This window comes from Phycisphaeraceae bacterium, from assembly GCA_019636655.1.
GTDB lineage: Bacteria > Planctomycetota > Phycisphaerae > Phycisphaerales > UBA1924 > JAHBXB01.
Genome location: JAHBXB010000002.1, coordinates 467726 through 490428 on the forward strand (window position 1 = coordinate 467726; position 22703 = coordinate 490428).

The following is a 22703-nucleotide window of genomic DNA, read 5'->3' on the forward strand; positions in this document are numbered from 1 at the left end:
CCGTCGGAGCGTGCTCCCACGGATGCCGCGGACGGCTCAATCCCGACCGTCAACGGCTTTGCCGCCCCGCCCGACCCCTCCCTACACTCCCGCCCCATGGGCAAGACACGCGAGATCAAGAAGCGCATCAAGGCGGTCGGCAACATCCGTCGCATCACCAAGACGATGCAGATGATCGCCACGAGCAAGTTCGCCAGGGCCCAGCAGCGGGCCGTGGCGACCAAGCCCTACACCGAGGGCGTCTTCGATCTGGTCCGCGAACTTGCCGCGACCGCCGGCAACATCTCCCACCCGCTCCTGACCGGCCTGGGTTCGCAGAGCGAGGGGAAGCCTGAGCTGACGCTGATCATTACCTCCGATCGCGGGCTGTGCGGGCCGTACAACGGCTCCATCCTGCGCACCGCGATGGCCCATCTCCGCGAGACCCCCAAGGCCAAGTCGGGTGTCATCGAGCTCGTCGGCAAGAAGGGCGTCAACTTCCTGCGGTTCAACAGCATCCCGGTCGCCACGACACACACCATCGGCGACAAGCCCACCTTCGAGGTCGTCGAGCGACTCGCCCAGGCGTTCATGGACCGCTTCCTCGCGGGAGAAGTCTCCGCCGTCCGCGTGGTCTACATGCGGTACATCAGCGCCGGACGCCAGCGCCCCGAGGTCATCCAGCTCCTGCCGCTGCGACCGCCGGCGCACAAGGGAGATGCCCCCAAGAGCGTCGGTCTCGACTACGAGTTCAGCCCCCCCGCCGATGAACTCCTGAGCGACCTGATTCCCGCCGCGGTCAAGGCCACGCTCTTCCAGGCGTTCAACGATGCCATCGTGAGCGAGCACGTCGCCCGCATGGTCGCGATGAAGGCGGCCACCGACAACGCCGGCAAGATGGGCAAGCGGCTCACGCGCGCCTACAACCGCGCCCGCCAGGCTCAGATCACCACCGAGCTCACCGAGATCATCTCGGGCGCCGCGGCTCTCGAATAGCCCGCGGTCACCTCGCCTTGGACGGCGCCGGCTCCGCGGCGAACACCGCCCGGATGCGGTTCGCGTCCACCGAGACGTACCGGCGCACCACCTCGTGGATATCCCGGGGCGTAAACCCCGCGATCATCGACTCGGCCTGCGCCAGGTCATCCGGCTCGTAGCCCGCATAGGTCGACGACGCCAGCACCTGTGCCCAGTACGACGGCGACGAAACCGTCGCGCCCACGCGCGGCAGGATCAGGGCCCGCGCCGCGTCGAGTTCCTCTTGGGTCGGGGCCTCCGCCGCGAGGGCCGCGATCGCGTCGTCGATCACCCTGATGACTCCCGGCGCCCGGCCCGGCTCGCAACGCGTGCTGATCACCATCATCCCGATCCCAGGGGCACGGAGGCCACCGGGGATGTTCCAGGTCAGGATCCCGTCCTGAGCCCCCACCGCCTCGAGCTTGCCTTCGAGCCGCGACCGAAGGATGGCCGACGCCACCACAAATGCCCGCTGCTCCCGCAGGTTCGGCCGGTCCGGCCCCAGGAACCCGCCAACAACGCGGCAGGCCCCCCCGGTCCCATCATCAGGATCTGTCGCCGTCAGCGCCGCCGCTGGCCGCGGGATCAGCCGCAGCGAGGCGTACGTCTCGGCGCCGATCCTCGGCCGATCGGCCAGCGAACCGACGGTCCCCGCGGCGACCCGCAGGACATCCTCCAGCTCCACATCGCCGACGATGGCCATCTCCACCGGAGCCGCTTCGTCCGCTCGAGGCTTGAGGATCGAATCGAGGAACATCTGGGCCTGATTAAGCGTGTACGAGGAACACGGACTGTTCTCGGCAGGGAGCCGGAACCGCCCATCACCCGGCGGCATGAACAACCCGGTCAGCCGGTCCGAGACCGCGGAGTACGGCTCGGCCCGGAGCGTGCGGACCAGGTCGGTGGATCGCGCCTTCTGCTGACTGAGCGACTCGGGCTCGATGCGCGGCCGGTCAATCAGCGCCGCCGCGAGCCGCAGCGCGGCCTCCAACTGGCCCCGCCGAAGCGCCGGGGTGTCCCGCTCGGTCTCGGGCACGAGGGCTTCGATCGTGAGCATCAGGCAGTCGGTCATCGCCATCGACTCCACCACCAGGCCGTTGGTCTCGATGATGCCTCCCAGTTTCGACGAGTCCAGGTCGCGCGTCGCCGGAGTTGCCCACGCGGCGATCGCGCACAGCGAGAGGTCCCGCGTCGCGGGGGTCTCGAGGATGTCCCCGCCCGGCACCAGCACGCTCACGCACACCCATCCTGGACCGTCGCGATACCCCGTGTGCACCCGCGAGGGCGCTCCCGCTCCTCCCCACCGGGCCTCTTTCGCTGTCCCCGGAGCTGGTGGGGGCGTCAGTTTTCGGTGATGGACCCGGACTCCGTTGCTGAGCCACACTGAGAGCACACCGCTCCGGCGATGGGCGAACATCTCTACCACGCGGCCGGGTGGTCCCGGCATCTCAATCGATGCTCCGGGCTCGGCTGTTGACGTGGTCACCCCGGCGCGCTCGGGCGGCGCCGCACCCGCGCTGAGCGCGAGACACAGGATGGCACACGACAGGAACAGCAATCGGAGTTGCGTCATTCGCAGCGGAGCGTAGCGGCGTGGGACCGCGGAACGTTCGCCGAACTCCTGAAATCGAGCCCTGCGACGCCCACTCTCGTGGAACCGCCGACAGCCCATCAAGTTGCAGCCCCGACGCTATCGGCCCGCCTCATCCGTCGACAGCGGGAATACACGGCACACGCCGTCGCAACTGCGCCTGGGTTCAAAGCGGCCCGCGAGCATGCCGTCGATCGCCCTGTCGACCGACTCCCGCACCGCGTCGAGGTCCAGGTCCGCGATCGCGATCGAGCCCCGTTCGCCCGTCTGCAGAAGCCAGTACTCCGCGCGACCGGCGCCTCCAAAGTCCGGGAAGAGCACCGGCAGGGCCATCGCGTACAGCCCCAACTGAAGGTCATCGGCCTCCGGCTCGCGCCTGGCCCTCGCCGCCGCCCCGGTCTTGTAATCGATGAGAACCAGCCCGCCATCCGCCTCCTGATCGATCCGGTCGATCCGCATCCCGATCGAGTGCAAGTGACCGGCTCGCTCGTACATCACCACGACACGCCTCTCGATCTCCAGAATGTGCACCCCGGGCGTGTGCAGCCGCTCATGCGTCAACCGGAGTTGCGCCAGCACCTGATCCTCCTGCGACGGATCGATGGTGCGCGAGGCCGGCCAGTGGTTCCGGAACGCCATCCGCCCCAGTTCGAGGAGATGATCGACGGTCGGCGCCGGTTCACCCGCGGCGTCCGCCTCGCGGAACCGGCGGTAAAAGCCCTCCAGCGCCTCGTGCGCGGCCTGCCCGATCACCGATTGCGGACCGCCCTCGTCATCCAGTTGCAGCACGTGCTTCAGGTAGAAGCACCGCGGGCACCGGTCGTAGTCGCTGATCTTCGCAAACGACAGCGCGAGCGGCGGCCGCATCGACATGGGTGCCGTTTCGGGCGTCCCCCCGCCGAGTTGCTGGGCCAGCGCCCGCGCAAACTCCCCCGCGCCCAACTGGTCAGCAAGCGCCGTGGCGGGAACCTCGCCGTGCCGTGCCAGACGCGACGAGACCGCCAGGCGGGCCAGGGCCGAGCGCACCTCTCCCTCGATGCGGCCAAGCGATTCGGCGTCGACCCCGTCCATCTCCGCCTCGCTGATCAGCCCCGCGAGCCGGGCTCGGATCGCACGCACGTGCCGGGCGCCCAGGCGCACAGCGGTCGGCAGCCGCGATGCGGCGAGGTCGAACATGTCGGGAGTCGTCCCCGCCCCGGCGAGGATCTCTTTGGAGTCCGTGAAGTTCACAAGCGCCGACCCGTCCTCCTGGCGGGCCGCGGTCTCGCCGAGTTCGATGAAGTAATCCGCCGTGCTCCCCGGTGACTTCTTGAACTTGGCAAGCAGCACGAGCTGTCGATGAGCCCGGGTGCACGCGACAAAGAACAGCCTCCGCTCCTCGTCTGCGTGGGCCGATGGGTCGCCGGACTCGCCTCGCCCGATCACTCTCTCCCACGGCGCCACCAGATCGAGCGGGATCAGCGGCGGCTCGGCGGCCCTGTTCTTCGCCGGATACCCGCCCGGTCGCACCCTGGGCAGGAACACGACCTCAAACTCCAGCCCTTTGGCCTTGTGCGCCGTGAGCAGGCTGACAGCGTCCGACGCCGACTCGTCGTCGTCGCTGTCGCGGTCGATCAGGTCCGCCGCGTTCGGAGCCAACTCCCGCCGATCCCCGTCCGACAGGTCATTCCAGTACTCGTAGAACTCGGCGATGCCCCGGGGCTCCTCCAGCCGCTCTTCCCGGCTCCGCACGAACACGAGCATCGCAACCAGGAACTTCACGCGCCGGAAGTGCTCCCGCTTCGCCCGGTCCGAGCGGTCCTCCGGCGGACGGGCAAGCGCCGCGCGGTTGATGATCTCCAGCACCATCCGTCCGGCGGATTCGGTCGCGGCGAGTTTCGCGAGTTCGGCGTGAACCGCTCGGAGGCGGCCCACCGCCTCGTTCTGCGGCGCCACCTCGGCGAGATAATCGAGCATCGTCGCGTCAAAGCCCGCGAATGCAGCGCTGTTCTTGAAGGCGCTCGCCCACCGCCCGACCATATCCGCCGGCACCGAGAAGGGCGGGCGCATCAGCAGCCGCTGCACCTGGTGGCGGCTGGTGGGCACGGCCAACAACTCGATCCACGCGAGCAGGTCGCTCACCGCCGGGTCGTTGCCGGGATCCCCCTCCGACACCACGCGGAACGGAATCCCGGCCACCTGCATCTCCGACGCGATCACGTCCAGATGGACCTTGTTCCGAGCGATCACCGCGAAGTCCCGCCACGCCCGCGCGGGATCGGCCTCCATCTCCCCGCGGATCATCGAGGCCACCACGGCGCCGTTCTCCTCGTCATCCGCAACGACAATCCCCCTGACCGAACCGGGCACATCCCGCATCGCGCTGTCCCGCGCCGGCACGACCCTCTTGTCGGGATCGAAGCGGGACTCGGCGCGCGACATCACGTCGTTCGCCACGTCAAGGATCGCCCGTCCCGAGCGGTAGTTCCCCGTCAGCGGGAGCCTCGCGTGATCCGGGTACAGCGCCGCGAAGTCCGCGAACGCCCGGTCCGATGCCCCCCGAAACCCGTAGATCGCCTGGTCGTCGTCCCCGACAACGCACACGTCCCTCGCCGGGCCGCCCGCCCCGGTCGGCGGGCTCAGCAGCCGGAGCAACTCGATCTGCGCCGGGTTCATGTCCTGGAACTCGTCCACCACGATGTGCCGGAACTCCTGCCTGATCACCGCGGCGATGCCCGCGTGATCCCTGAGCAGACGGATCGGCAGCGCGATCAGGTGCTCGAACGTCAGGAAGCGGCGCCGCAGGCACTCCTGCTCAACCAACTCGAACAACCTCGCATGCTGCCCGAAGTGCGCCGCCCGAGTGCGCTCGGCCAGAGCCGCCTCGCCGGATCCCCCCGACCGCTCCGCCGCGTCGATCCACCGCGTGGCGTACGCAAGGCAGTCCTTCGGCGTCAACGCGCGGTTGTGCGCCGCCGTAATGAACGCCTCCGCCTGCCCCACCAGCGCCCGCCGCCCCTCCGACGCCCGGTCGCGGAACAGATCGTGCTCCAGCATGAGCGCGACGTACATGCGCGTCCGCTGCGCCGAATCGATCAGGCTTGTCCGCGACATGTCCAGGCCCAGCACGTCGCCGAACCGGTGCAGCAACGTGTTCCCCAATGCGTGGAACGTATGGCTTCGAACCCGCGACGCCATGGCCCCCCCCACCAGCCCCGCCAGCCGGTCCCGCATCTGCGTCGCCGCCCCGACCGTGAACGTCACCGCGAGGATCGACTCCGGTTCGACCGGACCCGAGTACGACCCCGCCTCGACCAGCCGGGCGATCCGGTACATGATCACCCGCGTCTTGCCCGTCCCGGGGCCGGCCAGGACGATCAGCGGCCGCTCCGGCTCGCGCAACCCGAACTCGACTGCGGCCCGCTGTTCATCGCTCAGCGCCCCGGCGAGCTGCCAGGCGCCGGCCGCGGACGACGAGCCGGATGTATCGAACAGCGACATCGGCCCACAATGTACACGTGATCCGCCGCGGCGGCGTGCCGCTCACGCCTCGCGACGGCGCATGTACAGGTGCAGGGCGGTATGGCGGTAGATGTGCGTCTCGGGCCCGACCGCGCCCGGGATCTTCAGATCGACCATGTGCTTGGGCGGTCCGTGCACCGGGGGCGCCCCCTTGTCGGGCTCGCCGGCAGCGCCATCCTCTCCATCCCAGTCATCCTCCAGCACCGGATCCTCGATCTCGGAATCCATTGACAGGTGCTCGGTGTGCCCCGGTCCATGCCGGCGCCCGCCGCGTGCCCGACGCCGGGCCTCTTCCGCGACCTGGATGTGCTGATCCTCATCGGCCAGGTTGTCGAAGTGGCGGAACGGCCATGGTGTGCGGAGCACGCCGAACCCGGTTTCGGCCAGCAGCTCGACGAATCGGCCGAACTGGTCCTTCACCCGGTCCCACCCCCCACCGGGCCGCCCCTGCTCCACCAGGTCGTACGGAGGATCGAAGAAGACCAGGTCCACCGGGCGCGGGCACCTCGACAGCGCCGAGAGCCCGAGCACATCCGCCACCGCGACCTCGCATCGGTCCTCGCACCCAAGCAACTCGACATTGCTCTGCAGCACCTGCGCCACCCGCCGGTCGCGCTCGATCATCACCACGCGTGCGGCCCCGCGGCTGGCCGCCTCCAACCCCACCGAGCCCGTCCCCGCGAAGGCATCGAGCACGGACGCACCCTCAAGGTGCCCCCGCAGCAGCGAGAAGAGCGATTCCCGCACCCGATCCGGCATCGGACGCGTAGTCGAACCCTCGGGAGGAGACTGCAGTTTGCGCGAACGGAACTCGCCGGCGATGATTCGCATAGATGCGAAGGCTAGCCCCGCTCAGGACCGGCTCGCCGGATCACCCACGATGTGCGGGATATGGAACGCCGCGACCCGCGGGCGTCGAACCCCGGTGATCACCTGCCACAGCGGCCGCCCTTGCCCCTCGCGGAGCCAGCCCCGGAACTGTCCCCGTGGATCTTCGGCGTACATGTCCAGCGCGGCCGATCCCACGAAGACGGCGCGGTGAATAACCAGGAGGTCGTCCCCGGTGTACTCCGCCTCCGCCGCGACGCCGGTGATCGCGTCCACAATCGTCCCGAACAGCGCTGCATCGGCCCGCAGGAGTTCGTCGGCGTGATGCCAGAGGTAGAACCGACGTCGGACCGCGGGGAAGGCGCACTCGCTCCACCGGGTCCGCAGAAACGCCACGAGCCCATCCGGCCCGTCAATCGATGGCCGGAGGTCGCCGGCCGGATCCACCCCGCTCATTCCCGACCGCAGCCGCGAGCAGAACACACCCAGATCCGCAACGCCCCGGCCGTCGATCTCGCAGACATCGGTGTCGGGGAACGACCGCAGGTAGTCGCCAAACGACGCGGCAAACAGGGCCTGATCATCGCGCGAGCGCGACCACGCCGCGATGTGCCGCTCCTCCAGCCGACGCGCCAACTCAGCCGGCCACGACAGCGCTGTCAGGTGCAGTTCGGGATGACGTGTCAGGACTTTCACGGCGGATGCTCGGTAGGCGCGAACACCCCCCGCCTGCGGGCCGGGGGCCAGCGATGAGTTAACATTGCCTCAGATCCAGCAGTGTGCCAGCCGAATCGGCTCTCCACGCGCCGAGTTACCGCTGGGACAGCGGCGTTTCACGCGTTCCTTTGAAGGCGTCAAAGGTGACGCCTACAGCGCTGCGGCGCAGCAGCGTGGCGTCAGGGGTCCGTATGCGAACCGGCTCCACAGCCAGGCCAGTCTGGTCGACCTTGATCGGCCGTACCTCGGCCCGACCACGGATCAGCTCAATCGACAGCTCGCTCACGTCGTCCCGCCGCCGCCTCTCGATCCGCAGGCGGGTGAGGCGGTCAATCTGAACGGCGAACAGGCCGTCGATCTCCAGGGTCACTGAACCGTCAAGGCCGGTGCGCACCTCGATCCGCTCCTCCGCTCTCGCTCCGGTGCCCGCGGGCCGCCACGACGCCTCATCACCACCGATGGGTCGCCACTGCACCTGCGGCCGGATCGAGTCCGCACCCTTCGCCGCGAGCACAATGACCCCGATCGGCTCGCCGTTGGCCGCCGGAGGGATCGACTGCTCCTCCAGGCTCGGTTCGGCCCCACGGGCCTGATCAAGTTGGGACGGGGCAGGAGAACTCGAGCCCGCCTGTGGGACGACCAGAGTGGAATCGGAAGGCGAAGCCGGCCTCTCACTGGGTGGCTGGGCCGGGGTGGACCGGCTGGGCCAAGTCGTCACCTCACCCCCCGTCGTCCCCGCCGCGGCGAGCGCCGCCGTTGGCGCCGCGCCCTCTTTGACCACCTCGACCGGCGGGAAGACATCCTCCGGGACGACCTGTCCAGGCCGGTTCTCGAGCGCCATCTTCTCAAGGTCGATCACCGCACGGCGCACCGGCCGCTTGTTCTTGATCGGCGGCAACTGAGCCTCAGCGTTCGACACCGGGACCGCCATGGCGAGGGCGAACGCCGAGAGCAGCGTCGCCTGAGTCAGTCGCCGCGCTGAGCCACGATCGGGAACACTCATCACAAGGCTCCATCACCTGCTTGGGTATCCCCCATCTTCGCACGAGATCCGAGGCCACGACAGCACCGAACGGCGACTACTTCGGGGAATCCGTAGCCTTCGCGTCAGCGGCGACCGCCCTGCGCTTCAGCGGCTTCCCGCCCATCCACTCCCCCACCTGGGGGGTTCCAACGCGAACAGCCGTTGCCGCCGGGGCGGCTGGCTGAGGATGGGGCTGTGGTACGGACACTGCCGCGACGACCGGCGAAACCGCCGCAGCGGTCGACTTCCCCGGCCTGCTCTCGGACGGGAGGATGGGAAGCGGCTCGGTCATCGCCCGCGGAGCCCTGGAATCGATCACGATCGGGGCCGAACGGGAGGGAGCGGGAGCCGCGGCAGCCACGGTCGCGGCAGTCGGGGCGGGCTGGGTAGCCGCGGGCGTACTGATGAAATCGTCGAACTGCTCCCGTTCGGCCGCGGCGGGAGCACGCGCGGTGGAGGCGACCGTTGGCCCCGGCTGACCGGCGGGGTGGGCGAGACGGTCGCCATACTCATCCTGGACGGCGCCGAGGAGGGCAAGAAGCTGAGCCCCGGTCAGGCCGTGGTACATGGAGGCCGTCTCCGGGATTACCCCAGCCTGCTTCAGCTCCGCGACCGCCGCCGCCGGTGAGTCCGCGGATTTCAGGCGGAGCGATCGGGCCACCATGACCGACACCTCGCCAACCGTCACCGCCTCCTGTGGCGGCCGGTCGTAGGAGGCATCGAGCAGGCCACGGGCCTTGGCGACGGTCAGTCGATTCGGGTACGTCGACGCGCTGACGCCGTTGTCCATCAGCAGCACGGCGTGGATGGCATCGTCCTGGCTGGTGATGGGGCGCCGCTCCATTTCGTCGTAGAACTCAAGTTGCTGGGTCGCCCCGCCATCGGGTCCCCACGAGAAAAGGTCCGCGGCGGTCACATCAACGGTGGGCCGATCAGAGATCGCAGCGCTGCCGGATGAAGCGGGTTTCGACGCATTTCCCTGGCACCCTGCCAGTGCGGCCAAGGCAACGAGCGACGGAGCAAGAAACCGGAGCGTGCGGATCATCGTCGAGCCTCCGTGCACAAGTCGTTACGAACGGTCCTCGTCCGAGGGATGCCTCAACCAGGCCAAAATCCCCTGTTTCGGTGGGCAATCTGGCCACGGGCGCAACGGCGCGTGCGTCCCAATTCGTCGGCCGTCAGGCAGGGGTCGATAAGCCGGACACCGAGATTCGATCTCATGTCACGCCGCCCCAGTCACGATCGGGACTGGGTCACTCCCAGTTCCTCTTCCGAGATATCGGCTTCGTCGACATCGCCCGCGGGCGCTCCGGGCGTCGCGGTCCGGCGCTTCTCGCCAGATCCAGCCTGGGCCGATCGTTCGTGCACGGCGGCTCCGCGCCCATCCTTCGTGATGCCGTAGACCATCCCGATGGTGGTCTCCTTCTCGCCATTGATCAGCCTGTTGACGACCTCAACCCCCTGCATCAGGGTGTGGTCGGTATTCGAGACCTCGTACTTCCACATGCCGAAGCGACCCCGCGAGTAGATCGAGTTCGACTCCAGCCAGGGAATGACCCGGGAGAGGATCTCGTCGCGGTCCACGCTCGGGGTGGGGTAGGAGTACTTCGCGTGGTAGCACCAGCGGGAGACGATGTCGGCGGTCTCCTCCCGGGTGAGCAGCCCGGCGTTGATGAGGCCCTCGATCGTTTCGTCGACAATGGTGTCCGGATTCACCGGCTTGTATTCGCTGTAGGAAGTCTCGCACAGCAGCGAGTAGTGGGTCGCGTTGTCGGGCGTCATGTGCGGCGAGTAGTTGCTCAGGTAGGTGACGCGGTAGAAGGGGCAGTTGTCCTCGGGGAAGTACATCCACGACTTCGTGCTCGGGCAGGGGCGCTTGATGCCGATCCCGACCATGTAGCCCCCCGAATGGCGGAGCCGTGAGGCCGCGGCACGGATCTCGTCCGGCACCGAGCCCTGCAGCACGTCGCGGCAGAGCAGGTCCAGGGGCATGGCCGAGATGAGGTGGTCGTAGGTGTCCGTCGAGCCATCTGCAAACCGGACGATCCGCCGGTCAACATCTATCGAGACGACCCGCTTGCCGAGCTCGACATGGCCGTCGAGGATCGGGCCGAACCGGCGGTAGAACTCGCCGGTCCCGCCTCGGAGCGGGAACTTGAAGCGGTTGTTGGGCCCCCAGCCAAAGTCGTCCTGGCCGAGAACAACATTGCGGATCGCTCGATCGGTATCGATCACCGCTACCCGCTCACCAATCCACTGCTTGTTCATCATCTCGGGCTCGTGGGCCCAGACCTTGAAGTTGTACGGCCGCATGAAGTACTTGGCGATCCCCTCGCCGAAGACGGCGTCGATGAACTCGCCGAAGTTGGCCGCGTCGGCCGGGGACTTCACGCCAGCCCGGCCCGCCTGGGCCTTGACCAGCCCCGCGAGGCACTCATAGGTGGCCTGCTTGGGGAGGTAACGCACGTTGTTCTGGAACGGGTACGGCACCCACGTGTCCATCATCCGGACCCAGCTCTCCCGGTTGTTGAGCGTGTAGTCGTCACCCATCAGGTGATCGAAGACGCGGTCGTAGTAGGAGTAGTGGCTGAACATCACGTGCCCGCCGATGTCCCACGTAAAACCGGCGTCGTCTACGAAGGAGTGGGCGAGCCCGCCGATGTACGGGTTGGCGTCGTAGATGGCGAAGTTGGAGTGCCCGAGCTCCTTGAGCCGGTACCCCGCGCCAAGGCCGGTCGGGCCGGCCCCGATGACGACGATCCGCTTCTGGGGCTCCGGGGCGTGCGCCGCGACGGGCAGTTCACGTGAATCGGGCATCGTTTCTCCGCGTTGGGCGCCGTCGGGTTCGGCCATTCTCTCCCGAGCGGGCTCTCCGGGCTGGGGGGAAGGATACCCGTTGGCACCGGGCCGGACCGGCCACCCCCCCTCAGATCGGGGCTCGATGTTGAAGGAAAGGCCGTGCAGAGTCCGAAAGATACCGCGGAGCCAAAGTCCGCGGGATTGCGTGACCGGGTATCGGGGGCAGGCGTGGGCTCGATCGATCGGGAAGGCGGGAAGAGTGCAGGAGACTGAAATGGTCCAGCAAGATAGCGCAACTCCTCGTTGTGTGCGTGCCGGTGTCAGGGCCGCCGAGGCGATCGCGGGCCTGCCCGCGGTGCCGACGCAGGATTGGTCCGACCGCGCCGCCCGGGTGCTGCTGTCGGCCGACCGGGCCTCGGTCGTTCTCCTGATGCTCGGGCGCCTGAACGAGGACGGCTCGCTGGCTCGGATCGAATCCGTCGGCGTGGCCGGTTCGCTCATCGCTGAGGTCGCCACGAACGTCGGTCGCCTGCAGAGCAGCAGCGGGCCGGTCGCGATGGACTCCACCCTCCCAGGGCTCGTCGCACTCCGCACGACCGCGTACACCATGCCCTCGCTCGGCTGGTCGCCGCTCTCGCTCCTCGACGGCCCGAGCCACTCCGCCATGGCCAGCCGGCTGGCCCCGGAAGGTTCGCCCGCGAGCGTCATGCTGACCACCCGCTGGAGCGGGGCCGCGGGCATCGGCGCGGTCGACCTGGTCCTCGGAGCGGTCCGCCTCGGTTCGCCCGCCCACCGCCGCGTGGCGATGGTCGAGATGGCGCTCGCCGCCCAGTCCACGCACACCGCCGCCCACGAGGCGGCGATCGTGATCGATGGGGTTCTCCCCTCGCTGGCCCGCCGCGCCGAGATGGCGTTCGACCCTTCCGGCTCGCTGACCGAGCAGCACCTCACGACCCGCGAAGAGGTCGTGCTCGAACGGCTCCTTCACGGCAAGTCCGTCCGGCAGATCGCCGAGGAGCTCGAGCGCAGCCCGCACACCGTTCACGACCACGTCAAGAGCCTGCACCGCAAGCTCCACGCGGCGACTCGCGGGGCCCTGGTCGCCCGGGCCTTGGGTCACATCGGACCCGATGACATGAACGGAAATGGCAACGGGAACGGCAAGAAGGCCCACGCCGAGAACTCGATGCAGACCAACGGCCGGTAGAGCACGCGGCTCTCCAGCACGCCTCCGGTCACGCGGGCGGCTGGTCGGTCGGTTCCCCTGACAACGCTCGCTCTGGCTCCGGCTCCGGGAGCGGCTCGGACTGGTCTGTGCCGGGCTTCTTCATGTCCTCGTTGATCAGGTACGCCAACCGCTTGGCCAGGTCGCGGTCTTCGCCGATCGGAACCGTGTACGACGGCAGGAGCCCGCGCCGGGCCAGGTCCGGGTCGACGCTGCGCACGTTCAGCTTGGCGCCGTTGAGATCGGGCCGCCAGCCGGGACGCTCAACCCGGAGCAGCACCACGCGGATGCGCATCACCGTCGGGCCGGTGCGGGCAAGGTCCTGGATGTCGCGATCAACGGGGTCGGCATCGGTCGGGGCCGCCCCAGGAGCCGGCTCGAAGGTCACCCGGACGATGCGCCGGTGCCGGTTGAGCAGGTCGTCCACCTCGGCGTCGAAGGTCTGCTGCTCCTCGTCCCATGGCGTCGCGAGCCCTGCGGTGGGCTTGGGCGCGGTAGTGATCACGCCCGCACGGGCATCGACACGGTCCACGTCGAACTGGGTATCGCGGAGCACACGCCGGGTCGAGACGAACGCTGTGTCGTACTGCCCCGGCGCGAGGTCCAGGTCGGCGGTCTTCGCCGTGGGTGTGCAGGCGCCCAGCAGGATCGCCGCGAGGATGATGGCCACCGCCCGGTACAGCATGTGGCGGTAGGTTAGCCGAAACAGGCGCACCCGGCCCGCGCCCACACGACCTAGACCCTCTTCGCCACCTCGCCGAGCAGGTCCCACGCCGCACGGACGTGCGCCTCCCGGGTCTGCACGCCGCCGATGCACATCCGCAGCACGTACCCGACGCCGGGCAGCACCGTGTGCGTGAGGTAGGCCCGGCCCGTCGAGTTGACGGCCTCGAGCAGCGCGCGGTTCCGGGCATCGGCCTGCTCCCCCTCGCCCTTGAGACGGAAACACACGAGGTTGATGGTCCGCGGCGCGGCCACCTCGAACCGCTCATCGGCCCGCACCCACCGCTCGAACTCCGCGGCGAGGCGGACGTGCTCGCGGATGAACGCCCGCAGCCCCTCGACCCCGTAGGAGCGGATGACGAACCAGAGCTTCAGGGCGCGGAATCGGCGGCCGAGCGGCACCTGCCAGTCGCGGAAATCAATCGCGGCGCTCGCTCCGGACTCGGTCGCCTTGTTCCTCAGGTACTCGGGGGTGATGCTGAGGGCCGCGGTGAGGCTGGCGCGGTCGCTGGTCCAGAGCAGGTCGCAATCGAAGTTGGTGAGCATCCACTTGTGCGGGTTGAAGCAGAGCGAGTCCGCCGCGTCGATTCCGGCGAGCATCCAGCGGAACTCGGGGCAGATGCAGGCGGCGCCGGAGTGTGCGGCATCCACGTGGAGCCACAGGCCGTGACGCCGGGAGAGTGCGCCGATCGCCTCGACGCTGTCGATGGCGGTTGACGACGTCGTCCCCACCGTGGCGCACACGTAGAACGGCGTGGCTCCCGCAGCCCGATCGGTCTCGATGGCCGCTTCGAGCCGCCGGGGATCCATGGCGAACGCCCGATCGACCTCGATCAGCCGGACCTGCCGGCGGTCGTCGGGGTGGCCGGCCAGCCCGGCGATCATCGCCGCCTTGACAATCGACGAGTGCGCCTGGGTCGACGTGTACGCGACAAGCGGACCACCGACCGATCCCGAGTTCATCGCACGCCGCCTCGCGGCGAGCATCGACACCAGCGTCCCCTCGCTGGCGGTGCCCTGGATCACGCCGCCGCCAGCCCCGCCGCTGCGGGAGTGGTGGAACGCGGGCGGCAGGTCGAGCATCTGCGCGACCCAGTCGAGCATGCGGATTTCGAGCTCGGTCGCCGCGGGGCTGGTGGCCCAGAGCATCCCGTTCACGCCCAAGCCGGCCGAGAGCAGTTCGCCCAGCACGGCCGGCGGCGAGGCGTTGGCCGGGAAGAACGCGAAGAAACTCGGCGACTGCCAGTGGGTGATTCCCGGCATGACGACCGGGTCGACGTCGGCCACGATCCGTCCCCACGCCTCGGGCGAGTCCGGCGGGCCCTCGGGCAGTTTTGCCAGCACGTCGCCGGGCGCGACCTGCGCCAGAACCGGCCTGTCGGAGAGGCCCTCCCAGTACGACGCGATGAAGTCGATCATCGCGTGACCGGCGCTGCGGAACTCATCCGGGGTCATGTGGAATCCGGGGCTGCTCATGGGCGCAAGCGTAGGGATCCGTCCCGGATCGACCTTGTTGCGCGGGGCTCACCGACAGGCGCAGAAAAAAGCCCCGGGCGATCCGGGGCTTTGGGGCGTGCACGACTGCGATTGTCTACGGCCGCATCAGCCGCTTGAGCAGCTCTTCCTGCTCCTCGAACCACTCCTTGGTCAGGTTCTGGAGGAGCTCAAAGTTCGGGTTGACCTTGATCGCCTGGCGGATCTCGTTGAGGTGCGCGCGGGCGCGGCTCACCTCGGCGCCACGGCGCTGGCGGTCCTGCTGCTGCGCCGCCTGCTCCACGGCCAAGCGATACTTGATCAGCATCTCCTGCATCTTCTTGTTCGTCTCATCGCACTTGCGGAGCGATTCGTCGATCAGGTCGCTCGCCGCCTTGCCGGTGAGCTCCCACTCCGAGATGCCCATCTCCGTCATCAGCTCGGGGAGCGTGGCCGCGACGCCGCGGGCGAACTTGCAGTTGACCGCATCGACCGCATTGAGCGTGAGGATGTGCTTGCCGTCGTTGAGAACGTGGTCGCCGGAGGTGTCCTGGAACCACTTCACCTCGCCCGTCTCCTTGTCGATGCTGTACGACAGCGGGGCATCGGTGATCTGCATCGACCGCATGATCCCCGGGTTCCGCCCCGCGTTCCGCGACGCCTTTTCCATCTGGTAGAGCATCTGCTCCAGCGGCAGGTCCTTCACCGCCGTGAGCTGCCCGAACCAGCCGGTGCACGCGCCGAGGTTGCCCTCGGGGAGGAAGTACATCTCCTCCAGCACGTACGGGCTCATCGCCGCGGCGGAGATGGCGGACTCGATCCACGCCACCGTGCGGAACTTCTTCTTGTAGACGTCCTGGAACAGGTCGTTGAACTTGCCGACCTCCAGGCCCAGCCCGCCGCCCGAGTTCACGCGGACGACCACGACCGACACCCCGTCCTTCTCCAGGAGCGGGACCGCGTCCTTCCACGCCTTGACGGTGATCTCGATGCCGACGGTGTCGTCGACCTTGCCCTGCCATGAGTTGGGCGGGCCGAAGTTGAGCACCGCGACCTTGGTCGCCTTCCCGGCGGCCCCGGCCTCGTTCCCCTTGCGGGGCTTCTCGGCGGTATCTGTCGTCTTGGCGTCGGACGCGACCGGGGCGTCACGCTCGATGCGGTCGACCTGGCTCTTGGTGAAAAACTCTTCGTGCTCGATCTTGCCGACGACCACCATGAAGTAGACGTGGCCGTCGATCTCGCGGACAACCCGGCCATCGAGGACCCGCCCATCCTTAAGATGCAGTTTGTCGGCCATCGCATCCCGCGGCGAGACCGCCAGCACCGCGAGCATCGCGATCGCCAACAGGAACGACTTGAGGGTACCGGTGAGGCGTTTCATCGACTGTGTTCTCCGCTTCGGACTGGGCTGGCACATCTTCTGGTACATCGGGGCCGCGGCGGCGCCGCACTATCGGCGGTCGGACCGCTGCGCGGCCTCCAGCTGGTTGATCGTGAGGTTGATGACACGGATGATCTGCTCCGGCGCCCCTCGCAGGCGGCGCGGGTTCAGAGCCTCCTGGTACCGCTCGATGATGCTGCGGCACTCCTTGAGCAGCCGGATGCGCGTGCCGCGGTACTGGGTCCGCTGGTCGTAGCCGCCGGGCGCCTGGACCTGCAACTCCTGCTGATCGCGGTACTTCCGGAGGAACGTCCGCTCTGCCTCGCTGACCGATCGTCCCCAATCGGTGATGATGCTCTCCGAGCGGCCGTCGATCACCTCGTAGTTCCGTCCGATGCCGAGCTTGAACGCCAGGGCGTCCATCGTGTCCACGGTGCCCTTGGAGACCTGAAGCTTGTACGCCAGGTCCGCCGTGAGGTTGAGGTTGTCGTTGCCCTTGAGCCGGGCGACGTCCTGGATCGTGTCCCGCCGGCCCTCGGCCTCGCTGCCGTCGTCGGTGAGCAGTTCCTCGTCCGGGCCCTCGGGCATCGCCTCGATGAACACCGGCTTGCCGCCCTCGAACTTCACGGAGAGAACAACCTCCGACATGGCCATCGCCCGCAGGATGATCGGGTTGTACCCGCCCTTGTTGGCCAGGCCCTCGGCGCGCCCGAGCCGCAGCGACCGCTGCTTCTGCCGGACGACCTCGTCGCCGACGCCGTCGAACAGGTGGTCGAGCGAGCCGATGCCGCCGTGGTGTGCATCAGGCGCGAAGTAGATCTCGGGGAAGACAAACGGCAGGAACGCCGCGCCGCCGAGCGCCTTGTGCACCCAGCACACCAGTCGCGGCTTGGTCTTCCATTCCGGGTCGTCCCGCACCTCGTCGGTAAAAATGGTCTGCAACTGGCGGGCGGTCTCGAGCTGCTGGTCGAACGCGCCCTCGGCGCCACCCTCGGTGAAGTCCTCGACCTCCTCGCCGTGGAGCCGGAAATCCGTGTCCATCTTGACGAGCAGGACATCGGGCTGGTACTTGCGGGCGTCGTACATCACCTGCCGCAGCGGGGTGGCGGAGACGTCACGCCCGAACTCGCCCTTGAGCTCGATGAGGTAGACCTTCGCCGCGCCGGGCTTGCCCTCGCTCACCGGCTTGCCCGTTACCGCGGGCGCGTCGGTCTTGGCGTCGGCGGGGGCGTCGACCTTCACCACGCCCTTCTCGATCAGGAGGATCTCGGAGCGGTTGTAGGTCGTCTCGACGGTGAGGCCGCCGGGCCCGACGACGCGGATCTTGACCTCGCCATTCTTCTCTTCGAGGATCTTCCCCTCGGCGGTCCGGCCCGACTTGAAGATCAGCCGGTCCAGCGAGCCGTCGTCCTTGGCCTTCTCATCCGCGGCCTTGTTGGCCGCGGGCGGCTCGGCCACCGCCACCGGCACCGGCCACAGCGAGGCCGCCGCGCCGAGCACACCGGCGGTCGCAATCGTCTTGAAGAACTGGCTCGTATTCATTCGTAATCGCTCCGCTTTGACGCGGCCCCGCACGCGCTTGCCCGCGACGGCCGCACACGACACTTCTCAACCCGCTCCGCCCCGGCCTGCCGAACCCCGGCCCCACAAACTATACCTACGCGGCCAACCACGCCGGGGCTCGTCCGGCCCAAACAGAATGCGCAGCCGGAAAGCGAACGCTCACACACCCGCGACTGCGGGCGCCTGGACCCTGTTTAGACGCCCAGCTGTCGTGCCAGTTCCAAGGCCCCCGCCTTGTCGACGATGCTCCGCTCCAACTGGGCGTCGTAGACCGCGTCGAGGATCGCCTTGAATCGCGGGCCTGGCCGCTGACCCATGGCAACCAGATCGTCCCCGGTGACCCACGGCGGCGGGGCAAGCCCACCCGGCTCCCGGGCCAGTTCCTCGACTCGAATCCTGATTCTGTTCGCGTAGTCGGGGTCGGCCGCGGCTACGAGCGATCTGGCATGCTCGAACGCGGCCCGGGATGCGGACCGCTTCTGGGCCGGCGTGGAACGGTCGAGCCAGCCCGGGGCTCCACGGACAAGGTCCGTGGCAACCCCGAGAATGTCCGATAACTGGTCAGTCTCGTCATTGCTGAGGTTCAGCGCGCGCCGCCATGCCGAGGCGATCTGCCGCCCCGCCAAGGCGAAGCCGTGTCGATCGATCGCCCACGCTGCGAGACAGGCTCCCAGGGGGGGCGTGGGGGAGCCCTCCTCCCTCCCCTCCCCGACGCCGCCGAGCAGATCGAGGGTCGAAACGGGAGTCTGCATTGATTCGGACTCGAGGACCGGCGCATCGAGTCCAAGGCGCTGAAGCAACTCCACGGCGGCGCCCCGTGACGGGTGGGCCATCATGCGGCGCAGTTCATCCCCAATCCGCTCGCGGCTGACCCCTCGCAACTCGGCCGCGTGCCGCCGGACGGCGTCCGCGGTCCGTGCGTCGAGGGAGAACCCCAGGCGAGCGGTGAACCGAACCGCGCGCAGGGCCCGCAGGTGATCCTCGGCGAGCCGCTTGTCCGGGTCGCCGACCGCGCGGATGACGCGGGCCTTGAGATCGGCGAGGCCGCCGACGAAGTCAACTACGTGCCCCCCTACCTCACCCGCAACGTCAGAGCGTGCTTCTGGCTCGGCAAGGGGGTCGAGAAACAGGGCGTTGATCGTGAAGTCGCGCCGGAGCGCATCGCTCCTGGGGTCGCTGAAGTGGACGACATCCGGACGACGGGCATCGGAGTACGGCCCGTCCGACCGGAACGTCGCGACCTCGACCGACACCCCGTCGTCATGCACCAGGATCACGCCGAATGCGGCCCCGACCTCGGCGGTGCGAGGGAACAGCTCTCGGACGCGCCCGGGGGCGGCATCGGTGGCGACGTCGTAGTCCGTCGGCTGCAGGCCCAGCAGTTCATCCCGCACGCACCCGCCGGCGAAGTACGCAACAAAGCCCGCATCGCGCAAGCGCCGGACGACGCCCGCCGCGATCCGCCGGGCCTTCACCGGGTCAGACGCCCTCGCCATGCGCTGAGTCTACCACCGAAGGATCGGCGGGCGTCACGCAGAGCCGGTCGCGTCGATCGCGGCGCGGGCCTCGGCGAGAAACTCGACGGCCCGGCGCAGGTGGGGAATCACAATCGAGCCGCCGACGATCAGCGCCACATCGAACGACTCCCACATCTCCTCGTCCGAGCACCCAACCCGGATGCACTGGTCGATGTGGTACGAGACGCAGTCGTCGCACCGCAGCACCATCGAGGCGACCAGGCCCAGCAGTTCCTTGGTCTTTCTGGGCAGGGCCCCGTCCCGGTAGGCCTGATCGTCGAGGGAGAAGAACCGCTTGGTGACCAGCGTACCGCCGCCCTGCTCGGGCTCGGCCAGGATCCGCTGGTTCAGTCGCGCGCGGAACTCTTGAAACTGCTCGTAGCGTCCCATGCCAGGAGCGTACGCGACGCCGCTCCGGGGCCGTCAACTCAGACGAGGCTCTTCCCCGAACTTCGCCGCCAGGGCCCGCAGGTGGCGTTTGAGGTACATCCCGGGGTCCACAATGTACTTCATCATGAACCGCGGGATTGCCTGCGCGATTCGCCCGTGCTCCGTAAGTCGCACCGTGCACCCATCACCCGCCGGCTCGATCAGGAACTCCCACGAACCGCTGAAGAACTTGGCATCGTCGGCGATGGTCGTCTCGAGCAACCGAGGCGGCTCGTTCCGGGTGGTCTCGAGCACGAACGAGTTGCGGCCCATCCACTGGCGCCACCGTTCCTTCCCGTTCTGGTCCGGGAGCCGTTCAACTTTGTTGATGCCGCTCCAGGTGGGCAGCGCCTCCGTGTTGCTAAGGACGTCCCAGACATCCTGGGGCTTCTGGTTGAGCCGGAGGGTCGCCACGGTGGTGTGATCGGTCGGCAGCCGCCGCCCGATCGCCCACATCGCGAGCACCAGGAGAACCAGAACAGCCACCACATTCACGACGATCAGGGCCCAAGTCATGGGAAGTCTCCGAAGCGGTCACCCCCGGCGGCGCGGTCCCAGGCTGAACGCAACGAACCCCCGCGCCCGTCCCCTTAGATCGGTTCTTGCCGCTTTGAATACTCCATAGTCACGGTCATGTATTCCGGGGCCAAGGTGGACCTGTACGGCCTGGCCGGCCCCCCACGGCTCACGCCCTTCGCGGCGTTCGGTCCCAGCCGAAGCGATCGACCGCCGCCTCCACCGCCCGCTGCCAGGTCCTGATTACGGGGGCGTTCCCATCACCCCACGCGGCGAACCAGATCCAGATGCGGTTGTAGCCCGAGCCGCACTCGGTCTCGATACGCCACAGGCCGTTCCCAACCCCGTCCAGCGTCCCGGCAAAGCACTTCGGCGAGCGGGGCACCAGCACCTTCCCGGTGAGTGGCGTCCCATCGGCGGCCTGCAGCCGGTACGACTCCCCCTCGCTGAGCCCGTCGGTCGTACCCCGGGCGCCGAGCCACTCGGTACCCAGCGCCCGCGTCACGGCATCCGCGGGCGAAACCCCGGTAGGGAGCGCCGCGGAGACGAACGCCACCTGGCGCGACGCGCCAAGGTGATGCTCAAGGTAGTGCCGCATCGAGCGAAGCTCGAACGTCCAGCCGCCGCTGTAGGAGTCGTACGTGTCGTCCCATCCGGTCCCGCGCCCGAAACCGGACTGCACCATCCGAAGCACGGTGGTACCGCCGGATTTGGCTTCGATGTGCCAGTCCGTGCAGATCAGCTTCGGTTCCGCACCGGGGGAGCTGGTCCACTCTGACGTGCGCAGGAACCGCGGCGGGTCCCACGCCTCGATCCGCGAATCGAACCCGCCCCCCTCGCCCCAGGCGACCCGGATCGTGCCGCCGGTTCCCGGCTTCACGTTCGCTGAGAGACCGAACCAGCGGGTGAGTTCGGCGGCGTCGGTCAGCGCCGCCCAGACCGCCTCCGGCTGCGCTTGGATCTCCAGTGTGCGCTCGATCGTCCTCGTCCCGGCGGCCGGTACAGCATTCATGCCTGGTTCTCCTCATCTGGCGTTCTTCCCATTGTCGATGGCTCCGGCTCCGCAGCGGCCGGTTCCACGCGGGTGATCGCCGGGTACCCCCCTACGACAAAGTTGTACAGCCGGCCCTGCGGCGCCGACTCGTCGTGGTACTCCGCGGCGAGTCTCGCCACCTCGTTCGCAAGGTCCTCGGCGAACGCGTTGCGGTCCTCGGCATTGGCGAACCGCACGCCGATCTGGATCGTGAGCGTGGCGAGCCCCTTGCCGGCCCGCTCTGAACGGGCCCGGAGTTCCGCAACGTCCGTGATGGTCTTGGCCGCGACAGCGACGAGATACGCCGACGAGAACCGGTCGGTCAGACGGCTCGGGTCAGTCCCGAGCGGCCCGATGACCTCCGGGCTGATGAGGTACGACGCGGCGGTCGCCTGCACGATCCGTTCAACGCAGTTGCCCTTTCGACGCTCATCGACCTGCTTGACGAGCCCGGCCTTCTCGAGCTCGCGCAGGTGGTAGTTCAGCCGCTGGCGGGGAAGCCCGAGCCGGCGGGCGAGTCCGCTGGCGGAGTCGGGAGTCGCCAACTCGCTGAGGAGCCGCTGGCGGGTGGAGTCCAGTACCGCCGCGGCACGGTCCTGGGCCCGAAGAACCTCCATGGTCGGCAGTGCTGACATAGAGTCAGCGTACTCCGACAATATATACTGTCAAGACCACGTTTGTATTCTAGACAAAATTACCTATCGGATTCGCCTTGCGACCAGGACTCCCTCACGAATCGGAACCGCAACCCCCTCAAAATCGGGATCGGCCGCGACGGCCCGGTTGAGGCGGTCAGCCCCATCCCGCTCTTCGTTCGTCCCGGGACGCTCATCGATCCACCAGTTCCCCGAGCCCAGGGCGTTGTCGGCGATGAGCAGACCGCCGGGCCGGATCATCGGCCTGGCGCGTTCGAAGTAGACCGCGTACTCCCGCTTCAACGCGTCCAGGAACACGACATCCGCACCGCCCGGCCCCAGTTCGCGAGCCAGGCTGGGGAGGACGTCGAGGCCGGTGCCGACCCGGATGTCGACGGTCACCGGCAGCGAGGCTCTAGCGAACTCGCACCGGGCGAAGTCGGCGTGCCGGGGCTCGGACTCGATGGTGATCAGCCGCCCCCCGGGCTGCATGCCGCGGGCGAGCCAGATGCCGGAGTACCCCGCGAGCGTACCGACCTCGATGACCGTCTTGGCTCCGGCGAGCGAGGTCAGGATCATGAGCAGGCGCCCGACGTCGGCCGAGACCGCGATATCCGGGAGGCCCGCCGCGACGGCCCGGGGCATCAGCGTCGCCAGTTGTTCATCCTGAGCCCCGAAGACTTCGCGGAGGTAACTGCTTGTGGCGGCCCAACGATTCGGCGTCATGTCCATGACGCCAGCGTACCCAGCCG

At 68.4% G+C, this 22703-nt stretch carries 19 protein-coding genes; 2 read left to right on the top strand and 17 right to left on the bottom strand.

The annotated features are described in order from the left end of the window. Positions 1-96: 96 nt before the first annotated feature. On the top strand, positions 97-975 hold the full coding sequence (gene atpG / locus KF745_07415; GenBank protein MBX3358240.1) for an ATP synthase F1 subunit gamma: 879 nt from the start codon (positions 97-99) through the stop codon (positions 973-975). Between the two features lie 7 nt (positions 976-982). On the opposite strand, the gene KF745_07420 is transcribed toward atpG, so the two are convergent. The 7 genes from KF745_07420 to KF745_07450 all read right to left on the bottom strand — a co-directional run bounded on the left by KF745_07420 (position 983) and on the right by KF745_07450 (position 11474). Then, entirely contained in the window at positions 983-2233 is a 1251-nt protein-coding gene (locus KF745_07420) for an insulinase family protein (protein ID MBX3358241.1), read from the bottom strand. A gap of 453 nt (positions 2234-2686) precedes the next feature. Further along, positions 2687-6067, bottom strand: a complete 3381-nt coding sequence (locus KF745_07425; GenBank protein MBX3358242.1) for an ATP-dependent helicase — start codon at positions 6065-6067, stop codon at positions 2687-2689. 42 nt (positions 6068-6109) lie between these two features. Continuing rightward, complete coding sequence (gene rsmD, locus KF745_07430) at positions 6110-6919, bottom strand: 16S rRNA (guanine(966)-N(2))-methyltransferase RsmD (protein MBX3358243.1); 810 nt, start codon at positions 6917-6919, stop codon at positions 6110-6112. A gap of 21 nt (positions 6920-6940) precedes the next feature. Beyond that, positions 6941-7612, bottom strand: coding sequence for a hypothetical protein (locus KF745_07435; protein MBX3358244.1), 672 nt, complete (start codon positions 7610-7612; stop codon positions 6941-6943). Positions 7613-7727: 115 nt separating this feature from the next. Beyond that, a complete protein-coding gene (locus KF745_07440; protein MBX3358245.1) occupies positions 7728-8636 on the bottom strand; it encodes a hypothetical protein in 909 nt (302 codons plus the stop codon). Positions 8637-8712: 76 nt separating this feature from the next. After that, positions 8713-9702, bottom strand: a complete 990-nt coding sequence (locus tag KF745_07445; GenBank protein MBX3358246.1) for a hypothetical protein — start codon at positions 9700-9702, stop codon at positions 8713-8715. 191 nt (positions 9703-9893) lie between these two features. After that, entirely contained in the window at positions 9894-11474 is a 1581-nt protein-coding gene (locus KF745_07450) for an FAD-dependent oxidoreductase (GenBank protein MBX3358247.1), read from the bottom strand. 256 nt (positions 11475-11730) lie between these two features. Here KF745_07450 and KF745_07455 point away from each other — a divergent pair, with 256 nt between their 5' ends. Further along, positions 11731-12663 (top strand): response regulator transcription factor, encoded by a 933-nt coding sequence (locus tag KF745_07455; protein ID MBX3358248.1) that lies wholly within the window; start codon positions 11731-11733, stop codon positions 12661-12663. 28 nt (positions 12664-12691) lie between these two features. Here the strand turns inward: KF745_07455 and KF745_07460 are convergent, their stop codons facing one another. From KF745_07460 to KF745_07505, 10 genes are all read right to left on the bottom strand, one after another. Beyond that, a complete protein-coding gene (locus KF745_07460) occupies positions 12692-13366 on the bottom strand; it encodes a hypothetical protein (protein MBX3358249.1) in 675 nt (224 codons plus the stop codon). Positions 13367-13416: 50 nt separating this feature from the next. After that, entirely contained in the window at positions 13417-14880 is a 1464-nt protein-coding gene (locus KF745_07465) for a DegT/DnrJ/EryC1/StrS family aminotransferase (GenBank protein ID MBX3358250.1), read from the bottom strand. A gap of 115 nt (positions 14881-14995) precedes the next feature. After that, positions 14996-16258, bottom strand: coding sequence for a hypothetical protein (locus KF745_07470; protein ID MBX3358251.1), 1263 nt, complete (start codon positions 16256-16258; stop codon positions 14996-14998). A gap of 69 nt (positions 16259-16327) precedes the next feature. After that, positions 16328-17800 (bottom strand): hypothetical protein, encoded by a 1473-nt coding sequence (locus KF745_07475; GenBank protein MBX3358252.1) that lies wholly within the window; start codon positions 17798-17800, stop codon positions 16328-16330. Between the two features lie 215 nt (positions 17801-18015). Beyond that, on the bottom strand, positions 18016-19317 hold the full coding sequence (locus KF745_07480; GenBank protein MBX3358253.1) for a CCA tRNA nucleotidyltransferase: 1302 nt from the start codon (positions 19315-19317) through the stop codon (positions 18016-18018). Positions 19318-19350: 33 nt separating this feature from the next. Continuing rightward, positions 19351-19728 (bottom strand): carboxymuconolactone decarboxylase family protein, encoded by a 378-nt coding sequence (locus tag KF745_07485; GenBank protein ID MBX3358254.1) that lies wholly within the window; start codon positions 19726-19728, stop codon positions 19351-19353. 33 nt (positions 19729-19761) lie between these two features. After that, positions 19762-20283 carry an SRPBCC family protein gene (locus KF745_07490; protein ID MBX3358255.1) on the bottom strand — a complete coding sequence of 174 codons (522 nt, stop codon included), beginning with the start codon at positions 20281-20283 and terminating at the stop codon, positions 19762-19764. Positions 20284-20452: 169 nt separating this feature from the next. Next, positions 20453-21295: an SRPBCC domain-containing protein gene (locus KF745_07495; protein ID MBX3358256.1), complete on the bottom strand. Its 843-nt coding sequence runs from the start codon at positions 21293-21295 to the stop codon at positions 20453-20455. Continuing rightward, entirely contained in the window at positions 21292-21951 is a 660-nt protein-coding gene (locus tag KF745_07500) for a helix-turn-helix transcriptional regulator (protein MBX3358257.1), read from the bottom strand. The genes KF745_07495 and KF745_07500 overlap by 4 nt, the downstream gene beginning before the upstream one ends. Positions 21952-22014: 63 nt before the next feature. Then, a complete protein-coding gene (locus tag KF745_07505; protein ID MBX3358258.1) occupies positions 22015-22683 on the bottom strand; it encodes an O-methyltransferase in 669 nt (222 codons plus the stop codon). Between the last annotated feature and the right edge of the window lie 20 nt (positions 22684-22703).

Coding starts and splice junctions, on each gene's coding strand:
- KF745_07460 (MBX3358249.1), bottom strand. CDS start 13,366: ATGCTGTACCGGGCGGTGGCCATCATCCTCGCGGCGATCCTGCTGGGC.
- KF745_07495 (MBX3358256.1), bottom strand. CDS start 21,295: ATGAATGCTGTACCGGCCGCCGGGACGAGGACGATCGAGCGCACACTG.
- KF745_07475 (MBX3358252.1), bottom strand. CDS start 17,800: ATGAATACGAGCCAGTTCTTCAAGACGATTGCGACCGCCGGTGTGCTC.
- KF745_07470 (MBX3358251.1), bottom strand. CDS start 16,258: ATGAAACGCCTCACCGGTACCCTCAAGTCGTTCCTGTTGGCGATCGCG.
- KF745_07465 (MBX3358250.1), bottom strand. CDS start 14,880: ATGAGCAGCCCCGGATTCCACATGACCCCGGATGAGTTCCGCAGCGCC.
- KF745_07485 (MBX3358254.1), bottom strand. CDS start 19,728: ATGGGACGCTACGAGCAGTTTCAAGAGTTCCGCGCGCGACTGAACCAG.
- KF745_07500 (MBX3358257.1), bottom strand. CDS start 21,951: ATGTCAGCACTGCCGACCATGGAGGTTCTTCGGGCCCAGGACCGTGCC.
- rsmD (MBX3358243.1), bottom strand. CDS start 6,919: ATGCGAATCATCGCCGGCGAGTTCCGTTCGCGCAAACTGCAGTCTCCT.
- KF745_07425 (MBX3358242.1), bottom strand. CDS start 6,067: ATGTCGCTGTTCGATACATCCGGCTCGTCGTCCGCGGCCGGCGCCTGG.
- KF745_07490 (MBX3358255.1), bottom strand. CDS start 20,283: ATGACTTGGGCCCTGATCGTCGTGAATGTGGTGGCTGTTCTGGTTCTC.
- KF745_07505 (MBX3358258.1), bottom strand. CDS start 22,683: ATGGACATGACGCCGAATCGTTGGGCCGCCACAAGCAGTTACCTCCGC.
- KF745_07450 (MBX3358247.1), bottom strand. CDS start 11,474: ATGCCCGATTCACGTGAACTGCCCGTCGCGGCGCACGCCCCGGAGCCC.
- KF745_07445 (MBX3358246.1), bottom strand. CDS start 9,702: ATGATCCGCACGCTCCGGTTTCTTGCTCCGTCGCTCGTTGCCTTGGCC.
- atpG (MBX3358240.1), top strand. CDS start 97: ATGGGCAAGACACGCGAGATCAAGAAGCGCATCAAGGCGGTCGGCAAC.
- KF745_07455 (MBX3358248.1), top strand. CDS start 11,731: ATGGTCCAGCAAGATAGCGCAACTCCTCGTTGTGTGCGTGCCGGTGTC.
- KF745_07440 (MBX3358245.1), bottom strand. CDS start 8,636: ATGAGTGTTCCCGATCGTGGCTCAGCGCGGCGACTGACTCAGGCGACG.
- KF745_07480 (MBX3358253.1), bottom strand. CDS start 19,317: ATGGCGAGGGCGTCTGACCCGGTGAAGGCCCGGCGGATCGCGGCGGGC.